The organism is Proteus vulgaris, from assembly GCF_011045815.1.
Taxonomy (GTDB): Bacteria; Pseudomonadota; Gammaproteobacteria; order Enterobacterales; family Enterobacteriaceae; genus Proteus; species Proteus vulgaris_B.
The window spans coordinates 1658499-1678277 of the sequence record NZ_CP047344.1 but is presented as its reverse complement, the minus strand read 5'-3'; the positions used below and the strand labels follow the sequence as shown (position 1 = coordinate 1678277).

Sequence of the window (19779 nt, the reverse complement as noted above, 5' to 3'; positions counted from 1 at the left end):
ATGCTATAGCAATTTTATGTCAGTTTACGCGACCATTGTCACAACATGTTACATTTATTGCAATAAACAAATCATTAAATGTGAATTGAGTCACAATAAATAATCAAGCTATTCTTTTTATATCTCGTAATACTTATTTAAATTTTATTTTGAATTAAAAATTAAGTGACGTAACAAAAAATTTAAATTTTTATGTATTATAAAATGTCAGTGATATTAATAATTACTAATGTTACTGGTAACTTAATAGGGAAAATCATTAAAGTGTATTAAGAAATAATATTAAGGTTATCGCTAGAAAATACATAATCTATTTTATTAAAAATGCTTTTAATAACTCGCCAGATGCACATTGATTGATAATAGCGCTCCTTAAATCTTGGCTGTATTGAGATATAAAAAAGCCCCCAGTAATTGATTATCCAATTATTGGGGGCTGTAATAAGTACCGACTTTTACTTTAATTTAATAGTTTTTTCGGCTTAAGTACTTTTGAAAGATCAACTGCGATTTTTGCAGTCTCATCTAAATAAGGATCTGGCCCTTCATAATCCTTAGGTAAATCATCAAGTGATTTTAACAAAGGCTTACCTTCTAATTTAAAACGCTCATTAATGCGATTTAATTTAATAGTTTCTAGCTCTTTGTTTTCTTTCTCTCTTTCAGCAAAATTCAGGATAACAAATTTATCTTCACCTTTTGCTTTAGCATCATTGTAACGTTGAATATCATCAAAAATATATGAAAATTCTCTGTCGCTTGCTATACGTTTAGTGTGCTGCTCCGTTAATGGCGCTAATGCTGTTTTCAATTTATCTGAGTATTCAGATAACTGATAACTAGCTGGAGAAATACTATCCCAAGGTAATGCGTTATCTTCAAAGCTCTCGCCCATTTCAGCACTATCAAAACTTGGTAATAATAAATCAGGTGTCACCCCTTTAAGCTGAGTACTACCACCATTAATTCGATAGAATTTTTGGATAGTGTATTGTACTGAACCTAAACCTGGCCAATCAGGGCTAAGCATTTGATCGTAAACTCGCGTTAGAGGGCGATATTGCTGAACCGTTCCTTTACCAAATGTCTGTTCACCAACAATCAAAGCTCGCCCATAATCTTGCATAGCAGCCGCAAAAATTTCAGAAGCTGAAGCACTAAAACGGTTTACAATAACAACTAATGGACCTTTGTAATAAACAACATCGTCTCTATCAAAATCTTGTCGTACACGACCATTATTATCTCTAACTTGTACCACAGGGCCACTTGGAATAAATAATCCTGACAGTGAAATGGCTTCAGTTAAAGCACCACCACCGTTACCACGTAAATCAATAACTAATGACGATACATTATCTTTTGCTACTTTTTGCAATTGAGTTTTAACATCATTAGTTAAACCAACATAAAAGCTTGGAATATCTAAAATAGCGACTTTATCGCCATTAATAACTTTTTCTGTCAATTTAACCGCTCGGTCTTCTAAACGGATCTGTTCTCTCACTATCGTGATTGTTCTTGGTTTAGCGCCTTTCTCATCAGAGATAACTTCCAACTTAACTTGACTACCTTTCGGCCCTTTAATCAAGGCAACAATATCATCAAGTCGCCAACCGACAACGTCTACCATCGGTTTATTTTGTTGGCCTACAGCAATAATTTTATCACCGACTTTCAACTCTTTGCTTTTTGCAGCCGGTCCTCCGGTCACCATCGAGTTGATCATAGGATAATCATCATCCATTTGTAATACAGCACCAATACCTTCTAATGAAAGGCTCATTTCAGAATCGAATGCTTCTGTATTTCTTGGTGATAAATAACTGGTATGAGGATCGATTTCGCGGGCAAATGCCGACATAATAATTTGAAAAACGTCTTCACTTTGGCTTTGTGTTTGACGACGCAAAGCGGCTTTATAGCGCTTAGTCAACGTTTCTTTAATTTCACTGTCTGTTTTTTCAGATAATTTCAGTGTTAACCAATCGTATTTAACTTTTTCATCCCAAAGCTTATCTAATTCAGCTTGAGTTTGAGGCCATGGCGCTTTCGTTCTATCTAACTCAAACTTATCCTGACCAGTTAAATCTATTGGCTTATTGATACGATCTAACGCATATTGAAAACGTTCAAAACGTCTTTTTTGCGCTAAATTGAAGAGATCATAAAGGGGTTGAAGATCACCTTTTTTCAGGTATTCACCCACTTTGGTTTTTTCTTTATCAAATTGGGCGATATCAGACGCAAGCAATACATTGTGGCTATAGTCTAATAAATTAAGATAGCGATTAAATATTTTTTCAGAAAAGCTCGCATCTAGAGAAAACTGACGATAATGAGAGCGTTCAAAACGAGAGGTTACTCGCTCGCTTACAGTAGAGTGTTGTGGCTCTTGCTTTAATTCGGGTAACTGATCAATAGTTGCCATTGCTGGAGTGGCTGGTTTCTCAGCCATCACAACAGAAGTACCTGTTAATGTTAATCCGATTGCAAAAGCCACATTTAAAAGTTTGTTCATGCTCTGGTTGGCCTCCGTATCAGAACTTTAAATGTTCCGTGCGTACATTCATTGCCAAACCGTTAGGCAATTGTACACGTACACCCTCTTTTGCTATCTCTAGCACTGTCGCATTCATCACGCTACTACCGACGTTAACTTTCAGCGATTGACCAACAGTAAGAACTGATGTGTCTGTTACTGGAATTAACTTTTCAGTATTTTGGCGTGGTGCTTTACGAGGAGCTTGAGCCGCTTTTTGAGGACGAGGCTGCCGTTTTTCACCGTCTTTAGGTGTCTGACGACGCGTATTATTTGGCTTTTTCGCTGCCGGACGCTTACTGGTCTCCTTATCACCTTCAGCTTCGCGCTTTTTAGCACGTTGTTCAGCTCTTTGAGCTTGAACGCGCGCCTTGGCTTCTGCTAATTGTGTACGAGCATGTTCAATATGCTCAGCTTCCAGTTCGCCGCAGTCATTACCATCCAAATCGACACGTTTTGCCCCTTCTTTAACTCCATAAAGGTAGCGCCAACTTGAGGTATATAAGCGTAATGCAGAACGTAACTGTGTTTTGCTTAATTCAGCTTCATCTTTTAGAGCTTCAACAAGATCTTGAAAAATGCCAACTTTCAAAGGGCGAGCTTCGCCCTCAGCAATAAAACACTTAGGGAAACGTTCAGCTAAAAAAGCGATGATTTCTTTACTACTATTCAACTTAGGTTGATTTTCCATGAAATTTCCTGATTACAACGGTTTTGCCAACCAGCGCAGGCATGAACAAGCGACATTATAATAGTGTTGCCAACAATTTCTATGGCAAACGCCTGTTAACTTACACAAAATTCACAATATTTTGCTGTATGACAAGTTTTTAAATGCTCGCAGAGCACGTCACACAACGCTTTAAGCCCATTTTCATCTTTTTTATCAAAACGATTAAAAATAGGGCTATCAATATCGAGAACGCCGATAATTTGTCCATTTACCTCTAGAGGTAGAACAATTTCAGACTGACTTGCACTGTCACAAGCAATATGTCCACTAAATTGATGAACGTCATCCACTCTTAAAATTCTGTTTTCGGAGTATGCAGTTCCGCAAACTCCTTTTCCAAAACCTATCCTGACACAAGCAATTTTACCTTGGAATGGACCAAGAACTAATGAGTCACCATCATTAAGATAAAACCCAACCCAATTTATCGTATCTAACTTTTCGAAAAGAAGTGCGCTGGTATTAGCAAGTGATGCGATAAGATCATTTTCACCAGACAACAAGGCTGACAAATTATCAGTGAGTTCCTGATAAAAAAGCGAATTTGGCATCATTAAACCCTATTTACATAACTAAAATAGATAACATACTCGTAATTTAGCCTATTTTATCTTGAGGTTGAATACTCCATTTTCAAGAATTGGGTAAAAAAACGATAAAACTTCCTTAACATCTACAAAAAAAATCAGACTCTTATTATTGTAAAATGAAAGGCATAAATATAATAAAAATGATAACTTGTGAACCATTGAGTATAGGTACTTTTTTTTAGCTTAATCAAACGATAACTCTTAAGAAAGCTAACTTAGGCGAATTAATGAGCAACACTGAGAACAATATCGCAATTAACGAAATAAAATCAATACGCTGTCAAGAATGTGACCATCTTGTGGCACTCCCTCTTGCGCTTAAGCGTGGAGAAGATGCGTACTGTCCTCGCTGCCAAGCTAAGCTTGCCTCTTATCGAGATTGGTCACTTACTCGCTTACTCATTTTGTCGATTACAATGCTAATCTTGGCATCTATTGCATTTACCCAACCATTAATCAAAATTCATTTATTGGGCACAATGATAACAACCAATGTGCTTGATGGTATTCGCATGATGTCAGAGCAAGGCGCTCCTCTTACTGCAACGATGGTTTTCTTTTGTGCTGTCGCCGCCCCTCTCAGCCTTCCTATTGCTATTTTATATCTTCATTTAGGTTCGCGTTTACGTTTAAATTTGCGTCCAGTACTTTTAATGCTTGGCAAATTAAAAGAGTGGGTAATGTTAGATGTTTATTTGATTGGGCTGGGTGTTGCAACAATAAAATTAGGTGATTACGCCACGGTTTATATTGGCAATGGATTAATTGCTTTTGTTTCTTTGATGCTACTAAGCTTATTGATGCTAATTAACATTAATATGGACCAACTTTGGCAACAATTTTATCCACAAAAAGAGATCCAGCGCAGTCCTGCGACATGTCATGCTTGCCATTATCATTTTAAAAAAATGCCTTTGACACATTGTCCACGTTGTAAATCTTGCTACACCCCAAGGCAACCAATGAGTTTGCAGAAAACATGGGCTGCATTAATTGCAGCGATTATTTTATTATTACCTGCAAATTTATTGCCTATTTCTATTTTTTATTTAAATGGTCAACGCACCGAAGATACCATCTTTTCTGGTGTCATTGCCTTGGTAAATTCTGGTAATACCCCTATTGCTATTATTGTTTTTATTGCCAGTATTTTTGTGCCTTTTTTCAAAATTATTATCATGTTGGGTCTATTGTTGAGTATTCATTTTAATTCTAACATTCACCCTCTATTTCGTATGAAATTATACCGTTTTGTCTCTTGGATAGGACGATGGTCAATGCTTGATCTCTTTGTGATTGCACTGATGATATCATTAATTAATCGAGATCAACTGATGACGTTCACAATGGGCCCAGCAGCTTTTTATTTTGGTACTGCGGTTATTCTTACTATCCTTGCCGTTGAATGGTTGGATAGTCGTTTACTATGGGATACTTATGCAACACGAAGAAAACGACGCTCAGGAAACACAAGCCCAAATACGCCGCAAGCGTAGAATTTCGACATTTTGGCTACTCCCTGTTATCGCCATTTTTATTGCAAGTTGGTTGCTATTCCAACATTGGCAAGATAAAGGCGTACAAATTACGATTGATTTTCAATCTGCTTCAGGGATTGTCTCTGGTAGAACACCAATCCGCTATCAAGGCGTTGACGTAGGGATCGTTAAAGATGTCACCCTAAGTGATGACTTACGCAGAGTTATTGTTACAGCTGATGTACGAAAAAGCCTTGCCACCGCATTACGGAAGAATACGCAATTTTGGCTTGTTACACCTAAAGCGAGCCTATCAGGTGTATCTGGGCTGGATGCCTTAGTGGGTGGTAACTACATCAGTATGCTACCCGGTGATGGTGAAAAGCAGTTTAAATTTATTGCTCAAGAAGTGCGTCCTCAAGCAAATATTGATAAAAATCAGCAATTAATTACCTTAACAGCGGATAAACTAGGATCACTTAATGTTGACTCTCAAGTTTATTACCGCCAAGTTCCTGTAGGGAAAGTTTATAGCTACGCAATTCGTCCTGACAACCAAGGTGTTTTTATTGAATTAAGTATTGATAAACAATACGCACACTTAATTCGTCAAGACAGCCATTTTTGGAATGTCTCTGGATTCCAAGGCAATTTTAATTTAAAAAGTGGCGTATCCGTTAAAATGGAAAGTGTTTCTGCTTTAATTAATGGTGCGATAGCCTTTGACTCTCCAGAAAATAGTCAACCTGCACAAGAGAACCAACAGTTCGTTTTACAATCAGCTACCTCTGTTGAGGCGGGTAAAGCAATATATGGTGAAGATGGGTTAATTCTTTCTCTAACTAGTGAAGAAAGTTGGGGGGTCGATGCAGGACAACCTATTCTCTTTAGAGGTATTACAATTGGCCAAGTCATACAACGTAATATAAGTGATGATGGTGTTATCTTCGATGCTATTATCGCCCCTGAATATAAACATTATATTTATGAGAACAGTAAGTTTGTTGCCAATAGCCGAATAAACGTCAATATGGGCTTGAATGGTATTGATATTCAAGGTGCTTCTCCTCAAGAATGGCTTGAGGGTGGTATTCATCTTATTCAAGGTAACAAAGGTACTCCTAAAGAGCAGTACCGTCTGTATCGCAATGATTTTTTTGCTAAAGCAAGCATCAATGGTAATGAATTACCAGTGACATTAACACTAAAAGCCTCCAGCCTTCCGGGCATTCAAAAAGGCTCTGTCGTGCTTTACCATCAATTTCAAGTTGGTGAAATCACTGATGTCAGGCCATTAATTAATGAGTTTGATATTGACGTTTATATTTCCAAACAATATCGCCACCTTCTTACTGAAAAAAGTGTTTTCTGGACTGAAGGTGCTGCAAAAGTTTCCGTCAATGGTTCAGGATTGACCGTTGAAGCGACACCATTAAATCGCGCCTTAAAAGGCGCTATTAGCTTCGATAACTTTGAAAATATCAACAATAACGCCTCACGTTACAAACTCTATTCGTCAGAGACTAGTGCTAGGGCTATTGGTGCTCAAATCACTTTAAAAACTTACGATGCTAGTAAGCTTTCTGAAGGCATGCCTATTCGTTATTTAGGTATTGATATTGGTCAGGTTGAATCACTGCTCCTCTCGCCAGATAGAAAAGCCGTGACGGTTTCAGCAGTACTCTACCCTGATTACGTAAAAACATTCGCAAGATCAGGTAGTCGCTTTGCGGTTGTCACACCAGAGCTAACTGCGTCAGGATTAGATAATCTAGACTCTCTGATTCAGCCATATATTAAAGCGGAACCTGGTAATGGTGGCGTTTATCGTCAATTTGAACTTCAAACATCTAACATTACAGACTCTCGCTATCTTGATGGATTAAATCTTGTTTTAAATGCCACAGAAGCCGGCTCAGTACAAATTGGTACGCCGATTTACTATCGAGGTCTTGAAGTTGGTGCTGTGACAGGGCTTGAGTTAGGGAACATGTCTGATAGAGTTTTAATTCACATTCGAATTAGTAAAAAATATCAATATCTTGTTAGAAATAATACCGAATTCTGGCTTTCTTCTGGATATAACTTCTCCTTTGGTTTAACGGGTGGCGTTATACGAAGCGGAACATTTAAACAATTTATACGTGGAGGTATTACATTTGCAACACCACCTTCCACGCCACTACAGTCAAAAGCGAAACAGGAACAGAATTTCATTTTAAATGCAAAAGAGCCTAAAGATTGGGATGAATGGGGAACTGCGATACCAAAGCCATAAAATAAGATAATTCTCCCTTATTTACTGCCAGTTATTTAAAGCGGATCACAAAAAATGATCCGCTTTTTTTATTTATGAAATATATTTTGGAAATAGATTCCATTTATACTATGCTTGATTTTGTTTGGTCGAAAAGCATTATTCAGAATAAATGCCACCAATGAAACATAGCGGAACACAACAAAACATCGCCTAAACTGGAGTTATAATATGAAGAAAACAACGTTAAAAATTGCTTGCTATGAAATTGAAGATATTACTTTGAAACACTCTTCCGATAATCAATTAACTTACATTCATATTCCATGTGATTATGATACAGAGTTTTGCATGCAACTAGATGGATGGGATGAAAATACGAGCATTCCAGCTCAATTGAAAGATAAAAATATTCTGCTTTATCGTCATGCTTATGACAAAGAAAACCACCACTGGATCTTAAAAGTGGCATAAGAGATGCTAAAACGACATAAAAAAAGCCAGATAAATCATTTATCTGGCTTAGGGAAAAGGCTCATTGCGAGCCGTGCGCTAAAAAGTAATTACTGATTACTGCATAAACAAAAAAATCTAGGACTAACTCAGACCTTTCTATTTCACAACCTACTGTTAAATATTAGCTAACAATATGTAAATATCCAGTAAGCAACTCAATAACACACTCTTTTCTATTCAAAAAATAATCTCAAGTGAAATTTATTTATTAAATCAATAAAATAGAAATAAAATCCTCACCTTCAATTATTAATCATTTGATTAATTACTTTCGCAAAGTACTTTAAATGCACCTTGAATAGCTTCTACTGATTTTTTCTTTTCAGGAGAATTAGGATCTGGAAGTAAAATAATATCAATTAGTTGTGCCTTAACTTTTCCACTTTCCATCTGTTTCATAGCAATTTCATTAAGTGGATACTGAACTAATGTTGCTGGATTAATCACAAACCAAGCGCCATCAGTACGACAATTAAGCATCACCTCTTCTCGTGTAAATGGCCAATCGTCACCAAATTGAAGCTTACTCACTGTGGAAATTGGAGCAGAAAATGCTTGAAAAGAGAAAAGCATTAACATTACCGCTAACACAAAACGTTTCATGTTTATATCTCATTTAATAAATTAGATTTTTACGATTATATAACAATCTATACAGGTGAGTTAATCGCAAAGATGGCAACAGTAAAAATAACCATAGTTCCAAGTAATAGTTCAAACCAGCTATTAATTAGCAACCACTGAAAATTATTTTTCTTACGAATATGAGGCACCAAAACATAGCGATTAATTACAGCTAAACCTAGCATTAGCACAACTAAGCTGATTTTAAGCCATAACATGCTTTGATATTCTGATGATAAGTGTATTGCAGGCCACCCTGGAATGAGCATAACAGCACTAATAATACCCGTGATAGTAACCAATAAAACAGCAACATGACCAAATAGTGAAAATCTCTTCATTGTACCAATAATTGGCTTGATCATCCCTTCTGCAAGTTCATCTTTATTACGCAAAAATTGTAAACAAGCAACAAATGGCCATAAACCGCCAAACCAATACGCAGCACTAATAAGATGAATACTTTGATTAACTTTATAAAGGGTTGCTTCTGATCCTGTAAACATAGCGCCATGTCCGATAGATGCATGTAGGATCAACATAATTGACGCAATTATTAATAAAGAGAAATTACGAATATAACGTTGGTGTATAAATAATGCAGCTAAAGCAAGAGTTGCTAATATCAACTGCCATTGCCAAATCTGTCCAAATGAAGTGCCTAATACCGCTTTCCATATTTCAAATGACCAAGCATCCTCCCATCCATCACCCATAATGCCAGACTGCACAGCCATCCATAGATAAGTCGTAATAAAGACGGTAATAGTGCTGATGGCTAATGCAGGGCGTAAACGAACCTGAATAAGAGGTATAAACTTATCTTTTGCAAGAATGGCGGCCGAGAAGCTCAGTCCGAACATAAACATGACGGCCACAAAATGAAAGAAACGGCATAAAATATAAACGTCTTCAGGTGTCATTATTTTACACTAAATTGATAAGAACCTTTTGTCTTGTGCCCATCAACAGAAACGACATTCCAATCAACTAAATAATTACCTTCAGCCAGATCACTTTCTAAAGGCAATAATAATTTAGTGTTGTTAACAGGATCTAAACTCAGTTTTCCTACTGTAATTTCTTTACCTTCAGCATTTGTTACTTTAATTTTACTAAAAGCAAGTTCAATGCCTTCAGAAAAATCTAGCGTGATAACTTTAGGTGCTTGTGACTGTTCAATAGTCGCGCCTTCAGCAGGTAACTGTGATTTTAAATGTGCATGAGCTAATGCTTGTTGATATGACATACCTAAGAATAAAACCGCAATGGCTGATAATTTACCCCAAGATGTCTTAAGTGTATTTAATGACATAATAACCTCTTAAATTACAGGTGATTTTTTTATTTATAGAAATATTTTATAGCAAATTTGCGTCAAGATCTCCGCTTCTTCATATTAGAAATAAAAGGTTGTGAACTAGCACTCAAAATATATGTTATTTAGAGCAGTTTCTGTTTCAAATATCACCCATTTTTACAATTCAAAAAAATATAATACCCACATTGACAGTCTAAACAGTTCAATACATAACCAAATTAAGTTAAACGTAAAATAAACATCCTGTATAAATAATATCCAAAGGCACATTCAGGATAAAAATCAGTGTAAGTAAAGAAAGAGATAAAAGATAAGAATAGAAAAGGAGCTAATACAGAAGAATAAATAACGCCCTGCTATTCACTCATAGCAGGGCGTTATAATTTATTTATTAACTTAGGCTATCTGAAGCTTTATTAATAATTAGACATGTGCAGATGTTGATAATGTATTCAGATCTTTATCTAACAAGAATAAAGCTTTACCACTGTCACCAACCATTGCTAATTTATCTAAGATTGACTTAAATAATTTTTCTTCTTCATGCTGCTCTGCAACATACCATTGTAAGAAGTTAAAGGTTGAATAATCTTGAGTAGTCATCGCTACATGAGCTAATTTATTAATTTCAGCTGTGATATGTTTTTCATGCTCGTAAGTTTTATCGAACAATTCAGAGAGTGATGAAAACTCTGATGGAGGCGCTTCAATTGCACCAAGTAAAGGCATCGCACCTGTATCACTTAAATAATCAAATAAGCGATGCATATGCTCCATTTCTTCACGTGAATGTGCTTTTAAAAACTTAGCTGCACCATCAAATCCTTTATCGTCGCACCAAGCACTCATTTGTAAATAAAGATTTGCTGAATAAAACTCTAAATTTAGCTGTTCATTCAATTTATTAATCATATCTTGATGTAACATATTTTACGTCCTTTACGATGAAAATTAACATTACGGATATTATGCACACTTAAAAATAAAAATATAGCTATTTAAATAGCGTTTATTTATTTTTTCAATTAGTTAATACGTAACAAAAATAAAAACCAATCTCATTTACAATATAACTTTATTATTTTAATAAAAGTTAAATGCTAATTATTATCATTGGCAGTAAAAAATAAAAAAATCATAACTCATTGTAATAAATGATTATTATCTTAAACTAACTGATAAGATTAATTTAGCTTATAGAAGTATTTAACTTTTATAAAATAAGAATAAAGTGCTAAATTTTAATTATTAATTTCTATTTTCAATTTTTCACTCTATTTATATCTATATTTAAAATCCCTCTTATTTTATATATATTCATTTTAATTTGGTTATAAAAAAAACCAACTATCACCTGTAAATTAATCTATTTTATTAACACTTATTTCTAGTTTGCTCCATTGCGCCCCATCCTCTTAAATTACTGCGATTTTTCATTTTTTGCATGTAAAAAAACACACAACTCTCAAAAAATAAAAATATTTCTAATTTTTATACAGTTTTTGGTTTTGGCTGATAAGATTAGTAGGTAACTCAAAGTTGTATGTGCAAAAATTTAGTATTAAAGCCCTAATCATAATAAAGGTTAATTAGGAGCCACTATGACAAAAACAGTGTTAGTACCCGTTGATTTTACAGAGCTTGGTTTATTGGACAAGGTTGTTTCTCATCTAAAAGCATTGTCTGTCGCTGACAAACTGAATATTCATTTTTTATCTGTGATCCCAAGTTATGAGTCTTTTGTTGGATTTGCATTTGCAGGCCAAGATCGACTCGCGAGTGACAAACAACGTATTGAAATTGCGTTATCTACGCTAAAAGAAAACTTATCGCATGTTGATATTTCCAACAGTACCTCTCAATTTTATGTTTCCATTGGTAATCCTCGCGATAAAATTTTAGAAACAGCGAAAAAAATTCAAGCCGAATTAATTGTCATCGGTTCTCGTAACCCTGGCATGAAAACTTATCTCCTCGGCTCTACCGCATCATCTGTTGTTAGCTATGCTGAATCATCAGTATTAGTTGTCCGCTAATTACTATATTCTCTTATAAGAAATCTGGTATAAGCCATAAACCAGATTTCTTATTCTTTATTCCGTCAAATGAACTCAAAATAATATTTTATTTTATCATTCTTATTTTTAAGAGTAATTATTAACAATATATATTTAAACAATAAGATTGTTATTAAAAAACAAGAAGAAAAAAGAGTATGTTAACAGTTACTATACAAACATATATATTAATAATTTATTAATAGTTTTATATTGTTCATCATGTGAATTTATGTAAAGATACTTTTCCTTCTATAAAAAACCAAGTGTAATCAATATCGGTAAAAGGAATTAACATGAATAAAGAGTATTCTGAAAAATGGCAAGAGCGTTTTTCATTCTTTGATAAATATGGCTCACCTAAAACCCCTGAATTTAAAGCGGCTTATAAAGAACTATCCTTTGGTAAACGTATTCTCATTGGAATGAATATCTGGGCCTTTTTCTTTGGTTTTATTTATTTTCTTATTTTAGGTTTATGGCGTAAAGCATTAACATTATTTGCCATTAACATTGCTATTTTTACTATTATCGGTTTCTTACCTGTAAATAATGGTGTAATCAATGCTATTGGTATTGCCATTAATATTTTATGGGCAATGACCGCTAACTATGCTTATTATTTAAAAGAAGCTAAGAATGATCAAAGTTGGAACCCTTTTGAAGGTGTTCTATAATAATTTTTCTATAGTAATATCAAAGGGGTAATTTACCCCTTTAGTTTTTATATTCCTCAAATCCTTTTTACTACAACACTACAATACCTTCTATTTCCTTTATAAAAATTCATTTTCCTAATCAGAGAAATTCTAGTCAATGCTATAATACGTTAACTAGAAATCAGGGAAAAAATTATGTCGAATCATTTTCAAGGTAAATTTGAAGCAGAACTAAAATATCACCTTCAAAATCCAGAAAAATTTATTGCAGCGTTAGAAAAAGCAGGTGCAACCTTATTTACGCCTAATAACCAAGAAACAGATTGGTATATGGAACATTCCGACCCCAAATTCCCGACGCCAAACATAAGTTTGTGTATAAGAAAAATGTTACCTTCGGGCATAAACCTTCTTATCGTTAAAGGTCCTGATTTATCACAATGTGAAGCTGTACGGATAGAAGATGCAGAAAAAACAGTCTCCATGTTTATCACGCTAGGCTACCACTGTATTCTCAATTATACCAAATCAAGAGAAATTTATTTTTTAGACGATTTTCATATCACTATTGATAAATTAGACAATCTAGGGTCATTTGCAGAATTCGCCATTATGACTGACGCTCAAAATAAGCTACCTCTTTATACAAAACAATTACAAAATTTAGCGGCACAGTTTGGATTTACAGAAAAACATCTTGAAAAAAATAACTATAAAAAACTGATGTTGGATAGCTTACAGAGACAACTTAATTCAATTTAAAGATATTCTTCCTATCACTTATTCAAACACCGACATTATAACCTCATCCTAAATATCGGTGTTTTATCTTGCCTAAGATTATTTACCTTACATAGTAAAAAAATAGAAAAAACCTTTCTTGATGCAAATTTAAATTGAATGCCTTTTTTATGGAGATTTTCTTAAAATTTTTCTTTATTTTCTCTTTAATAACGTTCAGCTTTAGGCTAAAAATGCCATTCAGATCCAATTTAAAAGATATTTTTGTAATACCACTTATATTAATGTCATGTTTTTATTACAATTAATAAAAAAATACACTAATAGGAGGGATTATGCTTGAAAATTACCTTAATATCTTCATTAAGGCAACTTTTATTGAAAATATGGCATTAAGTTTTTTTTTGGGAATGTGTACTTTCCTTGCTGTTTCAAAAGAAGTAAAAACATCATTAAAACTAGGACTTACCGTTACAGCTTTGCTTGTTATTGCCACTCCAATCAATAACTTAATTTATAATTTCATCTTAAAAAAAGATGTTTTAGTGGAAGGTATCGATCTTAGTTTTCTAAGATATATTACTTTCATTGGTGTTTTAGCTGCATTAGTTCAAATATTAGAAATGTTTTTAGATAAATTTATCCCTTCACTTTACCATTCATTAGGGATCTTTTTGCCTTTATTAACTATTCATTGCGCTATCTTTGGTGCCACCATTTTCATGGTTGAGCGTGATTATACATTTTCAGAATCAGTTATATACGGTGCAGGTTGTGGCGTAGGCTGGTTACTAGCAATCATCGCTCTATCTGGCTTACGAGAAAAAATGAAGTATTCAGATATTCCTAAAGGGTTAAGAGGATTAGGTATCACCTTTATCACTGTAGGATTAATGTCATTAGGTTTTATGTCATTTTCTGGTATTTCACTTTAAAAAAACATTTAATATCATTTAATTCAAATTTTCATGCATCACAAATTCTATTGAAAAAATGACATAAACTATAAACGGAAAGCTTACATTTTCCGTTTATAGTATTTTTATCTATTTTCTTTCTAATCCCTAATTTCTTCTACCTATTTTAATCCGCATAATCACATAAACACTTCTTACTTATGCTTATAATAAAAGAAAAATTAATCTTATTTATTGTTCTTTACATCATAAGTGTTTTTTTATTTTACAAATAGAAGTATTTACATTATTAAAATCTTATTGTTTAAATCACAAACCATTAATTCACATTAAATCAATAATAAATCAACAGGTTATCAATCAATTATTAAAAATAAAAAATTTTATACTAACTTTTTATTTTTTCAAATTTTAACTCTTAAATTAAATTTAATGAAAATCAATGCGTTACATTACCCAATCATTCATTTGAAAAATTTATTAATAAGAACAATAAATAAGCATAAAGAATATTTATAAAATGCCGATACTCTTTTTTAGTATTTGAAAAAATCAAAAGGATATATGGCATTAAATCAAAGAGTGCTCTAAAACATAACTTTACTCGTTTTTAGTCATTTTTTGTCTATACCAGTTACAGGAAGTAAAAATAAAACTTAAAAATCAACAAATTGTACAGTTATATTTTTATAAAAAGGAAATAACTATTCATGTTTAAGAACTTCAAACAACGTTATTTGCCAAACGTCTCTTTTAGCATGTCGAATTTAAAAACAACCACCTTAGTTTGGCTTATAACAGGCTCCTTAATTTTACTTCTTGGTTTAGCCTCTGTTTTATTTCTTTCATCCGTAAATGATTACAAAAGAAACTTAAACACACTAAATAATATCTACAATGAACAATTACTACTAAGTAACACCTGGGAAAATTTGCTACAAACTCGTAATACCTTAAACAGAGCAAGTTCCCGTCATTTATTAATTATTAATAAAATGGCCACTGCAAATACTGATATTTCATTTTTATTGCAACAAACTAAAGAAAAGCTTCAAAGTGTTGAAACCGCTTGGAGTAGTTTTAAAAACATTCCTCATAACATTAAGGATGATAACTATATTCAACAATTAGAACAAAAATATACTGAACTTAATGCTGCATTAATTGAATTTTTAGCCTTCTTAGAACAGGGAAAAACATATGAATATTTAAATCAACCGACACAAACCTACCAAGATAATTTTGAGCAAGCATACATCAGCTATCATCAACAACTACAAAGTCATTACACTGCATCATTAAATGAAGGTGAGTTACTGTATGATAGAATCATTTATAGTTTAATTGTAATTACAATCCTTATTGTTATTTTTTCTTTTTTAGTCCAGATCGTATTACGAAAAAACTTTATTTCACCTTTAAATGCCATAATGAAGAATATTGAAGATATTAGTAATGGTGAGTTAGCAACTAATGTCTCGACAAAAGGCCTATTTGAAATAAACATCCTCACTAAAAATATTGAAAAAATGCGAGATCAAATAAAGCAGATAGTTAATAACATTAATAGCAGTTCAGGACTTATCAATTCAGAATTAAATGATATTTCTATTATGAACAATAATCTTGCTATTCGTGTTGAGCAACAATCAGCAGCTGTACTTGAAACATCCGCAGGGATAAGACAGTTAAGTGTGACCTCAAAACAGCATGCAGAAAATACCCAAGCATCATGTGAACTTGTGACTAAAACAGATTCTATGATCCATCAAAGCAATGAAATGTTAGCTAACGTAGTTGAAAATATGCATGAAGTTGTCTCTTTCTCTGAGCAAATTAATGATATTACATCAACAATTGATAATATTGCCTTTCAAACTAATTTATTAGCGTTAAATGCTGCTGTGGAAGCCGCTAGAGTGGGTGAACATGGAAGAGGATTTGCTGTGGTTGCAAAAGAAGTCCGTGAGTTATCCATTAGCTGTAATTTAGCATCAAAAGAGATAAAAGTACTTGTTGCAAATTCAAGTAAAAAAATAAACCAATGTTTTCAATTAGCGGCTGACGCAAACGATAATATGGTGGATATTTCTAAACATACTGAAAACATCAATGAAATGATCCACGATATATCTATCTCAACCAATGAACAAAGTAACGGTATTGCTCAAATTGAAGATGCTATAAACCAATTAGATCAAACAACACAAGCTAATGCCACAATGACAAGGGAGCTAGTTAATTCACTAGACTCCCTACAGACACAATCAAACCGATTAAAACAAGAGTTAACTGTTTTTCATCAATAAAAAACGCTAACTAACTTAATAGAAAGCTATCTTAGGATAACTTTCTATTGTTCATATATTAAAGTATTAAAAATGGCTAAATTCAGGGATCGCTTTCTTGCCATGTGATTTTAAAAAATCTAAAACTTTCCTTGGAGACGTATTTAATATGCGTTCTTCAGGAAAATCTATTTGAGTTAATACTTCTAATACTCGATCAAATTTTCCTAATGATGAAGCAATATGAGAATCAGATCCTAGTGCAATTAATCCACCTGCATCACGCACTGCTTTAGCTATATCTATGCAGTTTTTCTCACTTCCTACTCTAGAATGAATAAATGATGAATTATTCATTTCTAAAGCAACGTTACTAGCAGCGGCTACTTTGGCAACTTCGGTAATATCGATGGGGTATTTAGGATTTCCTGGATGGGTTATCATTTGAACAACACCACTTGTTATTGTCGCGATTAAAGCCTTTGTATTATCCACAATACCCATTGAGCTCATAACCGGATCGTGAAAACCAGCAAGCACGATATCTAATTTCTTACTCATTTTTTCACTGCAGTCCGTTTCGCCTTTAATATTTTTAATATTTGCTTCAATACCATAAAGTATCCCAACACCATCAATCATGCGGGGGATCACGGGTAAATTAGAAAAATGCCATTCATGAGGAGCATCATCCATATCAGGACCATGATCAGTAATTGCAAATAATTTAATTCCCTGCTTTTTAGCTTGCTGAAAATATTCACTCACCGTACTGTAAGCATGTGTACTGGCAATTGTATGAGCATGTAAATCAACGGGATACATAAATAATTCCTTCATAAAAAAGCGCTATGATCATCTATAAGATAGTTCTTCTTCAAATATAGGGCCTACCTAAAATCGATGAGCTACAATAACAAAAATATGAAATAACTTATAAGATGCTATTTTTATTTTTTTCTTACATTAGTAAGAAATGAAGATAAACTTCGATAAATATGCTTTAATCTTCAACATGTTATTTAATATTAATTAGATAATTAAAGTTTCACTTTAGTACTATACACAATAATTATGAAAACACATTGTATAATGCTTTTTCATTTTAACTTTACAAAGGCTAATTATGTTCAACTATCCTGCAGTCGCTCATTTTGATGAAGAAAGTGAAACCTACGAAATTACTTATCGTGATTTTGATAATATACATGCTGTTGCTTACACGGAAGATGATATTGAGCTAGAAGCCTCTGATATTTTGCATGTTGGTCTTGAAGAGTTTATTTCAAGTAAAATGCCTATTCCTGCGCCATCAAAAGCACAACCAGGTGATTTTATTGTTTACTTGCCACTCATCAGCTGTTTGAAAATCGCGCTTCATAATGCAATGCTGGAAACTAAAACAAAAAAATCAGATCTTGCAAGAAAGATGAATTTGACTAGCGCACAAATAGAACGCCTACTTGAAATTAATCAAACATCAAAAGTTGATAGCTTAGAACAAGCTCTTTATTTATTAGGTTATGGGATTTCTGTTAGCGTTTATAAAGACAAAAATTGATAATGCTAAAAATAAAAATGGCTCTAATAAAAATTAGAGCCATTAGTTTATATTATTTTATAATCCACAAATCTTGTTATTAGATATTATAACTTTTTGCTTGCTAAAAATTTGGCATGATTAGTATAAATCGCAATAATATCTTCACCTCGCCCCACTAATCCTGCAACTTGGTTAACCATATCAATGTGATCTTCAGCATAATCATCCTTAATTAATTTACCTAATCGCATACTCGTTCGACCAACTAAGCCATCATTTTGACGCTCAATGAAAAAAGCACTTAATACACGCATTGCTGCATGAGTTGGATCCAGTAAATTACCTTTTTCGCCCGCAATGAGTCCTTGAATATAACTGCCAAATGAGTAGTAATGTACGCCATTAACAACTTCTTTACCTTCACCACCACGAACTTCAGGTAGCCCTTGTGGATATTTTTTATTAAATTCAGTTACGTTTTCAGTCGTTAATGCTTCTAATGCAGCGATAGCATCTTGCGGGTTGCCACGATTACCAGAGAATGTAGAAATAATTGTACCAATGGCTTTCATAACAGCATCTGCGATATATTCAGGTACACTATCTTTACGCATAATACGTCGTACTAAATCAGCAATTTCTGAACCGTGGTTTACACCATTAACAGAGGTCACGGAGGCGATATTTTTAGCATGTTTCGCCGCAACATAACGACAAGCTAATGGACCTTGGCTATGACCAATTAAATTAACTTTTTTTGCCTTCGTTTCTTTAAGAACTTTTTGCACAAATTCCCAAAGTTGCTCACCACGAACTTCGTTAGAATTAAATGCAGAAAGAGATGCTGTAAAGACTTGATGCCCTTCTTTTTCTAATGCATCCGCGATACCGTAAAAGTAAGGGTAACCGACGATATCATCAAAGCCAGATAAACCATGAACTAAAATAATTGGATATGTAGTTGACATATTTTCCACTCCTTGGGGTTAAGTTAATTATTTGCTAAACATCCTATTAGCAATACTTACAACAATCGGTAAAATATAAAATCATATTTTGACACTTTATTTGTTATAAGTGATTATTAGAATAATCTAAAATTTACGATCGTAAAGTCATATTTTTATCAATTTTATATTTTTTAATTATCACCCGAAAAAATCAACATACCCTCTATCAAACCTTCTGCTTTTTTTAACTTTTTACCAATATATGTATCCGAACATTTTTCATTTTTTGCAAGCTCAATAAAAGTTTTTCCAAAAACATAATAATTAATAAGTAACTGATAATTTTCTATATTATGCCTCATTAGTCTTTTCATTAAATCATTGATTATATTTGCTTTATAATGAGAGCATTGTTTTCGTTGCTTTATTTTTTCCGGTATAACTTCTTTTTTGTTTTTAGTTAAAAAGTAAACAGCAATATGATCATTAGCAACCCATGCTCCCCACTCTTCAAGTATTTTTGAAATATTCTTCATATTAACATCCTTATTTTTCCATATAGT

General features: G+C 33.3%; 19 protein-coding genes. 9 read left to right on the top strand and 10 right to left on the bottom strand.

Going from position 1 to position 19779, the window contains the following annotated elements; all coding sequences use genetic code 11:
• Positions 1-460: 460 nt before the first annotated feature.
• The 3 genes from prc to GTH24_RS07835 form a co-directional block, all read right to left on the bottom strand.
• A complete protein-coding gene (gene prc / locus GTH24_RS07845; RefSeq protein ID WP_072070400.1) occupies positions 461-2521 on the bottom strand; it encodes a carboxy terminal-processing peptidase in 2061 nt (686 codons plus the stop codon).
• A 19-nt stretch (positions 2522-2540) separates the two neighbouring features.
• Positions 2541-3233 carry an RNA chaperone ProQ gene (gene proQ / locus GTH24_RS07840; protein WP_072070402.1) on the bottom strand — a complete coding sequence of 231 codons (693 nt, stop codon included), beginning with the start codon at positions 3231-3233 and terminating at the stop codon, positions 2541-2543.
• A 95-nt stretch (positions 3234-3328) separates the two neighbouring features.
• On the bottom strand, positions 3329-3826 hold the full coding sequence (locus GTH24_RS07835) for a GAF domain-containing protein (protein ID WP_115349612.1): 498 nt from the start codon (positions 3824-3826) through the stop codon (positions 3329-3331).
• Positions 3827-4092: 266 nt separating this feature from the next.
• Between GTH24_RS07835 and yebS the strand changes: the two genes are divergently transcribed.
• From yebS to GTH24_RS07820, 3 genes are all read left to right on the top strand, one after another.
• Positions 4093-5361: a membrane integrity lipid transport subunit YebS gene (gene yebS, locus GTH24_RS07830; RefSeq protein WP_164526194.1), complete on the top strand. Its 1269-nt coding sequence runs from the start codon at positions 4093-4095 to the stop codon at positions 5359-5361.
• Positions 5303-7621 (top strand): PqiB family protein, encoded by a 2319-nt coding sequence (locus GTH24_RS07825; RefSeq protein WP_072070407.1) that lies wholly within the window; start codon positions 5303-5305, stop codon positions 7619-7621. Before yebS ends, GTH24_RS07825 begins: the two co-directional genes overlap by 59 nt.
• 210 nt (positions 7622-7831) lie before the next feature.
• Positions 7832-8074, top strand: coding sequence for a DUF1480 family protein (locus tag GTH24_RS07820; RefSeq protein WP_072070409.1), 243 nt, complete (start codon positions 7832-7834; stop codon positions 8072-8074).
• A gap of 303 nt (positions 8075-8377) precedes the next feature.
• On the opposite strand, the gene GTH24_RS07815 is transcribed toward GTH24_RS07820, so the two are convergent.
• The 4 genes from GTH24_RS07815 to ftnA all read right to left on the bottom strand — a co-directional run bounded on the left by GTH24_RS07815 (position 8378) and on the right by ftnA (position 10988).
• Positions 8378-8719 (bottom strand): YebY family protein, encoded by a 342-nt coding sequence (locus tag GTH24_RS07815; RefSeq protein WP_072070410.1) that lies wholly within the window; start codon positions 8717-8719, stop codon positions 8378-8380.
• 47 nt (positions 8720-8766) lie between these two features.
• The gene (gene copD, locus GTH24_RS07810) at positions 8767-9663 is read right to left on the bottom strand and encodes a copper homeostasis membrane protein CopD (RefSeq protein WP_072070412.1); all 897 of its coding nucleotides are present in this window, start codon (positions 9661-9663) and stop codon (positions 8767-8769) included.
• The gene (gene copC / locus GTH24_RS07805) at positions 9663-10055 is read right to left on the bottom strand and encodes a copper homeostasis periplasmic binding protein CopC (protein ID WP_072070413.1); all 393 of its coding nucleotides are present in this window, start codon (positions 10053-10055) and stop codon (positions 9663-9665) included. Before copC ends, copD begins: the two co-directional genes overlap by 1 nt.
• A gap of 429 nt (positions 10056-10484) precedes the next feature.
• Positions 10485-10988, bottom strand: a complete 504-nt coding sequence (gene ftnA / locus GTH24_RS07800; protein ID WP_072070414.1) for a non-heme ferritin — start codon at positions 10986-10988, stop codon at positions 10485-10487.
• 674 nt (positions 10989-11662) lie between these two features.
• Here ftnA and GTH24_RS07795 point away from each other — a divergent pair.
• The 5 genes from GTH24_RS07795 to GTH24_RS07775 all read left to right on the top strand — a co-directional run bounded on the left by GTH24_RS07795 (position 11663) and on the right by GTH24_RS07775 (position 16744).
• A complete protein-coding gene (locus GTH24_RS07795; RefSeq protein WP_072070415.1) occupies positions 11663-12097 on the top strand; it encodes a universal stress protein in 435 nt (144 codons plus the stop codon).
• Positions 12098-12414: 317 nt separating this feature from the next.
• Entirely contained in the window at positions 12415-12795 is a 381-nt protein-coding gene (locus tag GTH24_RS07790) for a DUF2628 domain-containing protein (protein ID WP_072070416.1), read from the top strand.
• 177 nt (positions 12796-12972) lie between these two features.
• Entirely contained in the window at positions 12973-13539 is a 567-nt protein-coding gene (gene cyaB / locus GTH24_RS07785; protein ID WP_072070417.1) for a class IV adenylate cyclase, read from the top strand.
• A gap of 314 nt (positions 13540-13853) precedes the next feature.
• Positions 13854-14453 carry an NADH:ubiquinone reductase (Na(+)-transporting) subunit E gene (nqrE, locus tag GTH24_RS07780; protein WP_072070418.1) on the top strand — a complete coding sequence of 200 codons (600 nt, stop codon included), beginning with the start codon at positions 13854-13856 and terminating at the stop codon, positions 14451-14453.
• Positions 14454-15145: 692 nt separating this feature from the next.
• Positions 15146-16744, top strand: coding sequence for a methyl-accepting chemotaxis protein (locus tag GTH24_RS07775; protein WP_164526193.1), 1599 nt, complete (start codon positions 15146-15148; stop codon positions 16742-16744).
• Between the two features lie 66 nt (positions 16745-16810).
• On the opposite strand, the gene GTH24_RS07770 is transcribed toward GTH24_RS07775, so the two are convergent.
• Positions 16811-17548: a phosphatase gene (locus tag GTH24_RS07770; RefSeq protein ID WP_072070420.1), complete on the bottom strand. Its 738-nt coding sequence runs from the start codon at positions 17546-17548 to the stop codon at positions 16811-16813.
• 301 nt (positions 17549-17849) lie between these two features.
• Here GTH24_RS07770 and GTH24_RS07765 point away from each other — a divergent pair, with 301 nt between their 5' ends.
• Complete coding sequence (locus GTH24_RS07765) at positions 17850-18284, top strand: hypothetical protein (protein ID WP_115349608.1); 435 nt, start codon at positions 17850-17852, stop codon at positions 18282-18284.
• An 86-nt stretch (positions 18285-18370) separates the two neighbouring features.
• On the opposite strand, the gene GTH24_RS07760 is transcribed toward GTH24_RS07765, so the two are convergent.
• Together GTH24_RS07760 and GTH24_RS07755 are read right to left on the bottom strand one after the other, a co-directional pair.
• On the bottom strand, positions 18371-19234 hold the full coding sequence (locus GTH24_RS07760; RefSeq protein WP_072070422.1) for a lipase family alpha/beta hydrolase: 864 nt from the start codon (positions 19232-19234) through the stop codon (positions 18371-18373).
• Positions 19235-19407: 173 nt separating this feature from the next.
• Positions 19408-19752, bottom strand: a complete 345-nt coding sequence (locus GTH24_RS07755) for an antiterminator Q family protein (protein ID WP_072070423.1) — start codon at positions 19750-19752, stop codon at positions 19408-19410.
• Between the last annotated feature and the right edge of the window lie 27 nt (positions 19753-19779).

Coding starts and splice junctions, on each gene's coding strand:
- prc (WP_072070400.1), bottom strand. CDS start 2,521: ATGAACAAACTTTTAAATGTGGCTTTTGCAATCGGATTAACATTAACA.
- proQ (WP_072070402.1), bottom strand. CDS start 3,233: ATGGAAAATCAACCTAAGTTGAATAGTAGTAAAGAAATCATCGCTTTT.
- GTH24_RS07795 (WP_072070415.1), top strand. CDS start 11,663: ATGACAAAAACAGTGTTAGTACCCGTTGATTTTACAGAGCTTGGTTTA.
- nqrE (WP_072070418.1), top strand. CDS start 13,854: ATGCTTGAAAATTACCTTAATATCTTCATTAAGGCAACTTTTATTGAA.
- GTH24_RS07765 (WP_115349608.1), top strand. CDS start 17,850: ATGTTCAACTATCCTGCAGTCGCTCATTTTGATGAAGAAAGTGAAACC.
- GTH24_RS07770 (WP_072070420.1), bottom strand. CDS start 17,548: ATGTATCCCGTTGATTTACATGCTCATACAATTGCCAGTACACATGCT.
- copC (WP_072070413.1), bottom strand. CDS start 10,055: ATGTCATTAAATACACTTAAGACATCTTGGGGTAAATTATCAGCCATT.
- GTH24_RS07775 (WP_164526193.1), top strand. CDS start 15,146: ATGTTTAAGAACTTCAAACAACGTTATTTGCCAAACGTCTCTTTTAGC.
- GTH24_RS07820 (WP_072070409.1), top strand. CDS start 7,832: ATGAAGAAAACAACGTTAAAAATTGCTTGCTATGAAATTGAAGATATT.
- GTH24_RS07755 (WP_072070423.1), bottom strand. CDS start 19,752: ATGAAGAATATTTCAAAAATACTTGAAGAGTGGGGAGCATGGGTTGCT.
- copD (WP_072070412.1), bottom strand. CDS start 9,663: ATGACACCTGAAGACGTTTATATTTTATGCCGTTTCTTTCATTTTGTG.
- ftnA (WP_072070414.1), bottom strand. CDS start 10,988: ATGTTACATCAAGATATGATTAATAAATTGAATGAACAGCTAAATTTA.
- GTH24_RS07760 (WP_072070422.1), bottom strand. CDS start 19,234: ATGTCAACTACATATCCAATTATTTTAGTTCATGGTTTATCTGGCTTT.
- GTH24_RS07835 (WP_115349612.1), bottom strand. CDS start 3,826: ATGCCAAATTCGCTTTTTTATCAGGAACTCACTGATAATTTGTCAGCC.
- GTH24_RS07825 (WP_072070407.1), top strand. CDS start 5,303: ATGCAACACGAAGAAAACGACGCTCAGGAAACACAAGCCCAAATACGC.
- GTH24_RS07790 (WP_072070416.1), top strand. CDS start 12,415: ATGAATAAAGAGTATTCTGAAAAATGGCAAGAGCGTTTTTCATTCTTT.
- cyaB (WP_072070417.1), top strand. CDS start 12,973: ATGTCGAATCATTTTCAAGGTAAATTTGAAGCAGAACTAAAATATCAC.
- GTH24_RS07815 (WP_072070410.1), bottom strand. CDS start 8,719: ATGAAACGTTTTGTGTTAGCGGTAATGTTAATGCTTTTCTCTTTTCAA.
- yebS (WP_164526194.1), top strand. CDS start 4,093: ATGAGCAACACTGAGAACAATATCGCAATTAACGAAATAAAATCAATA.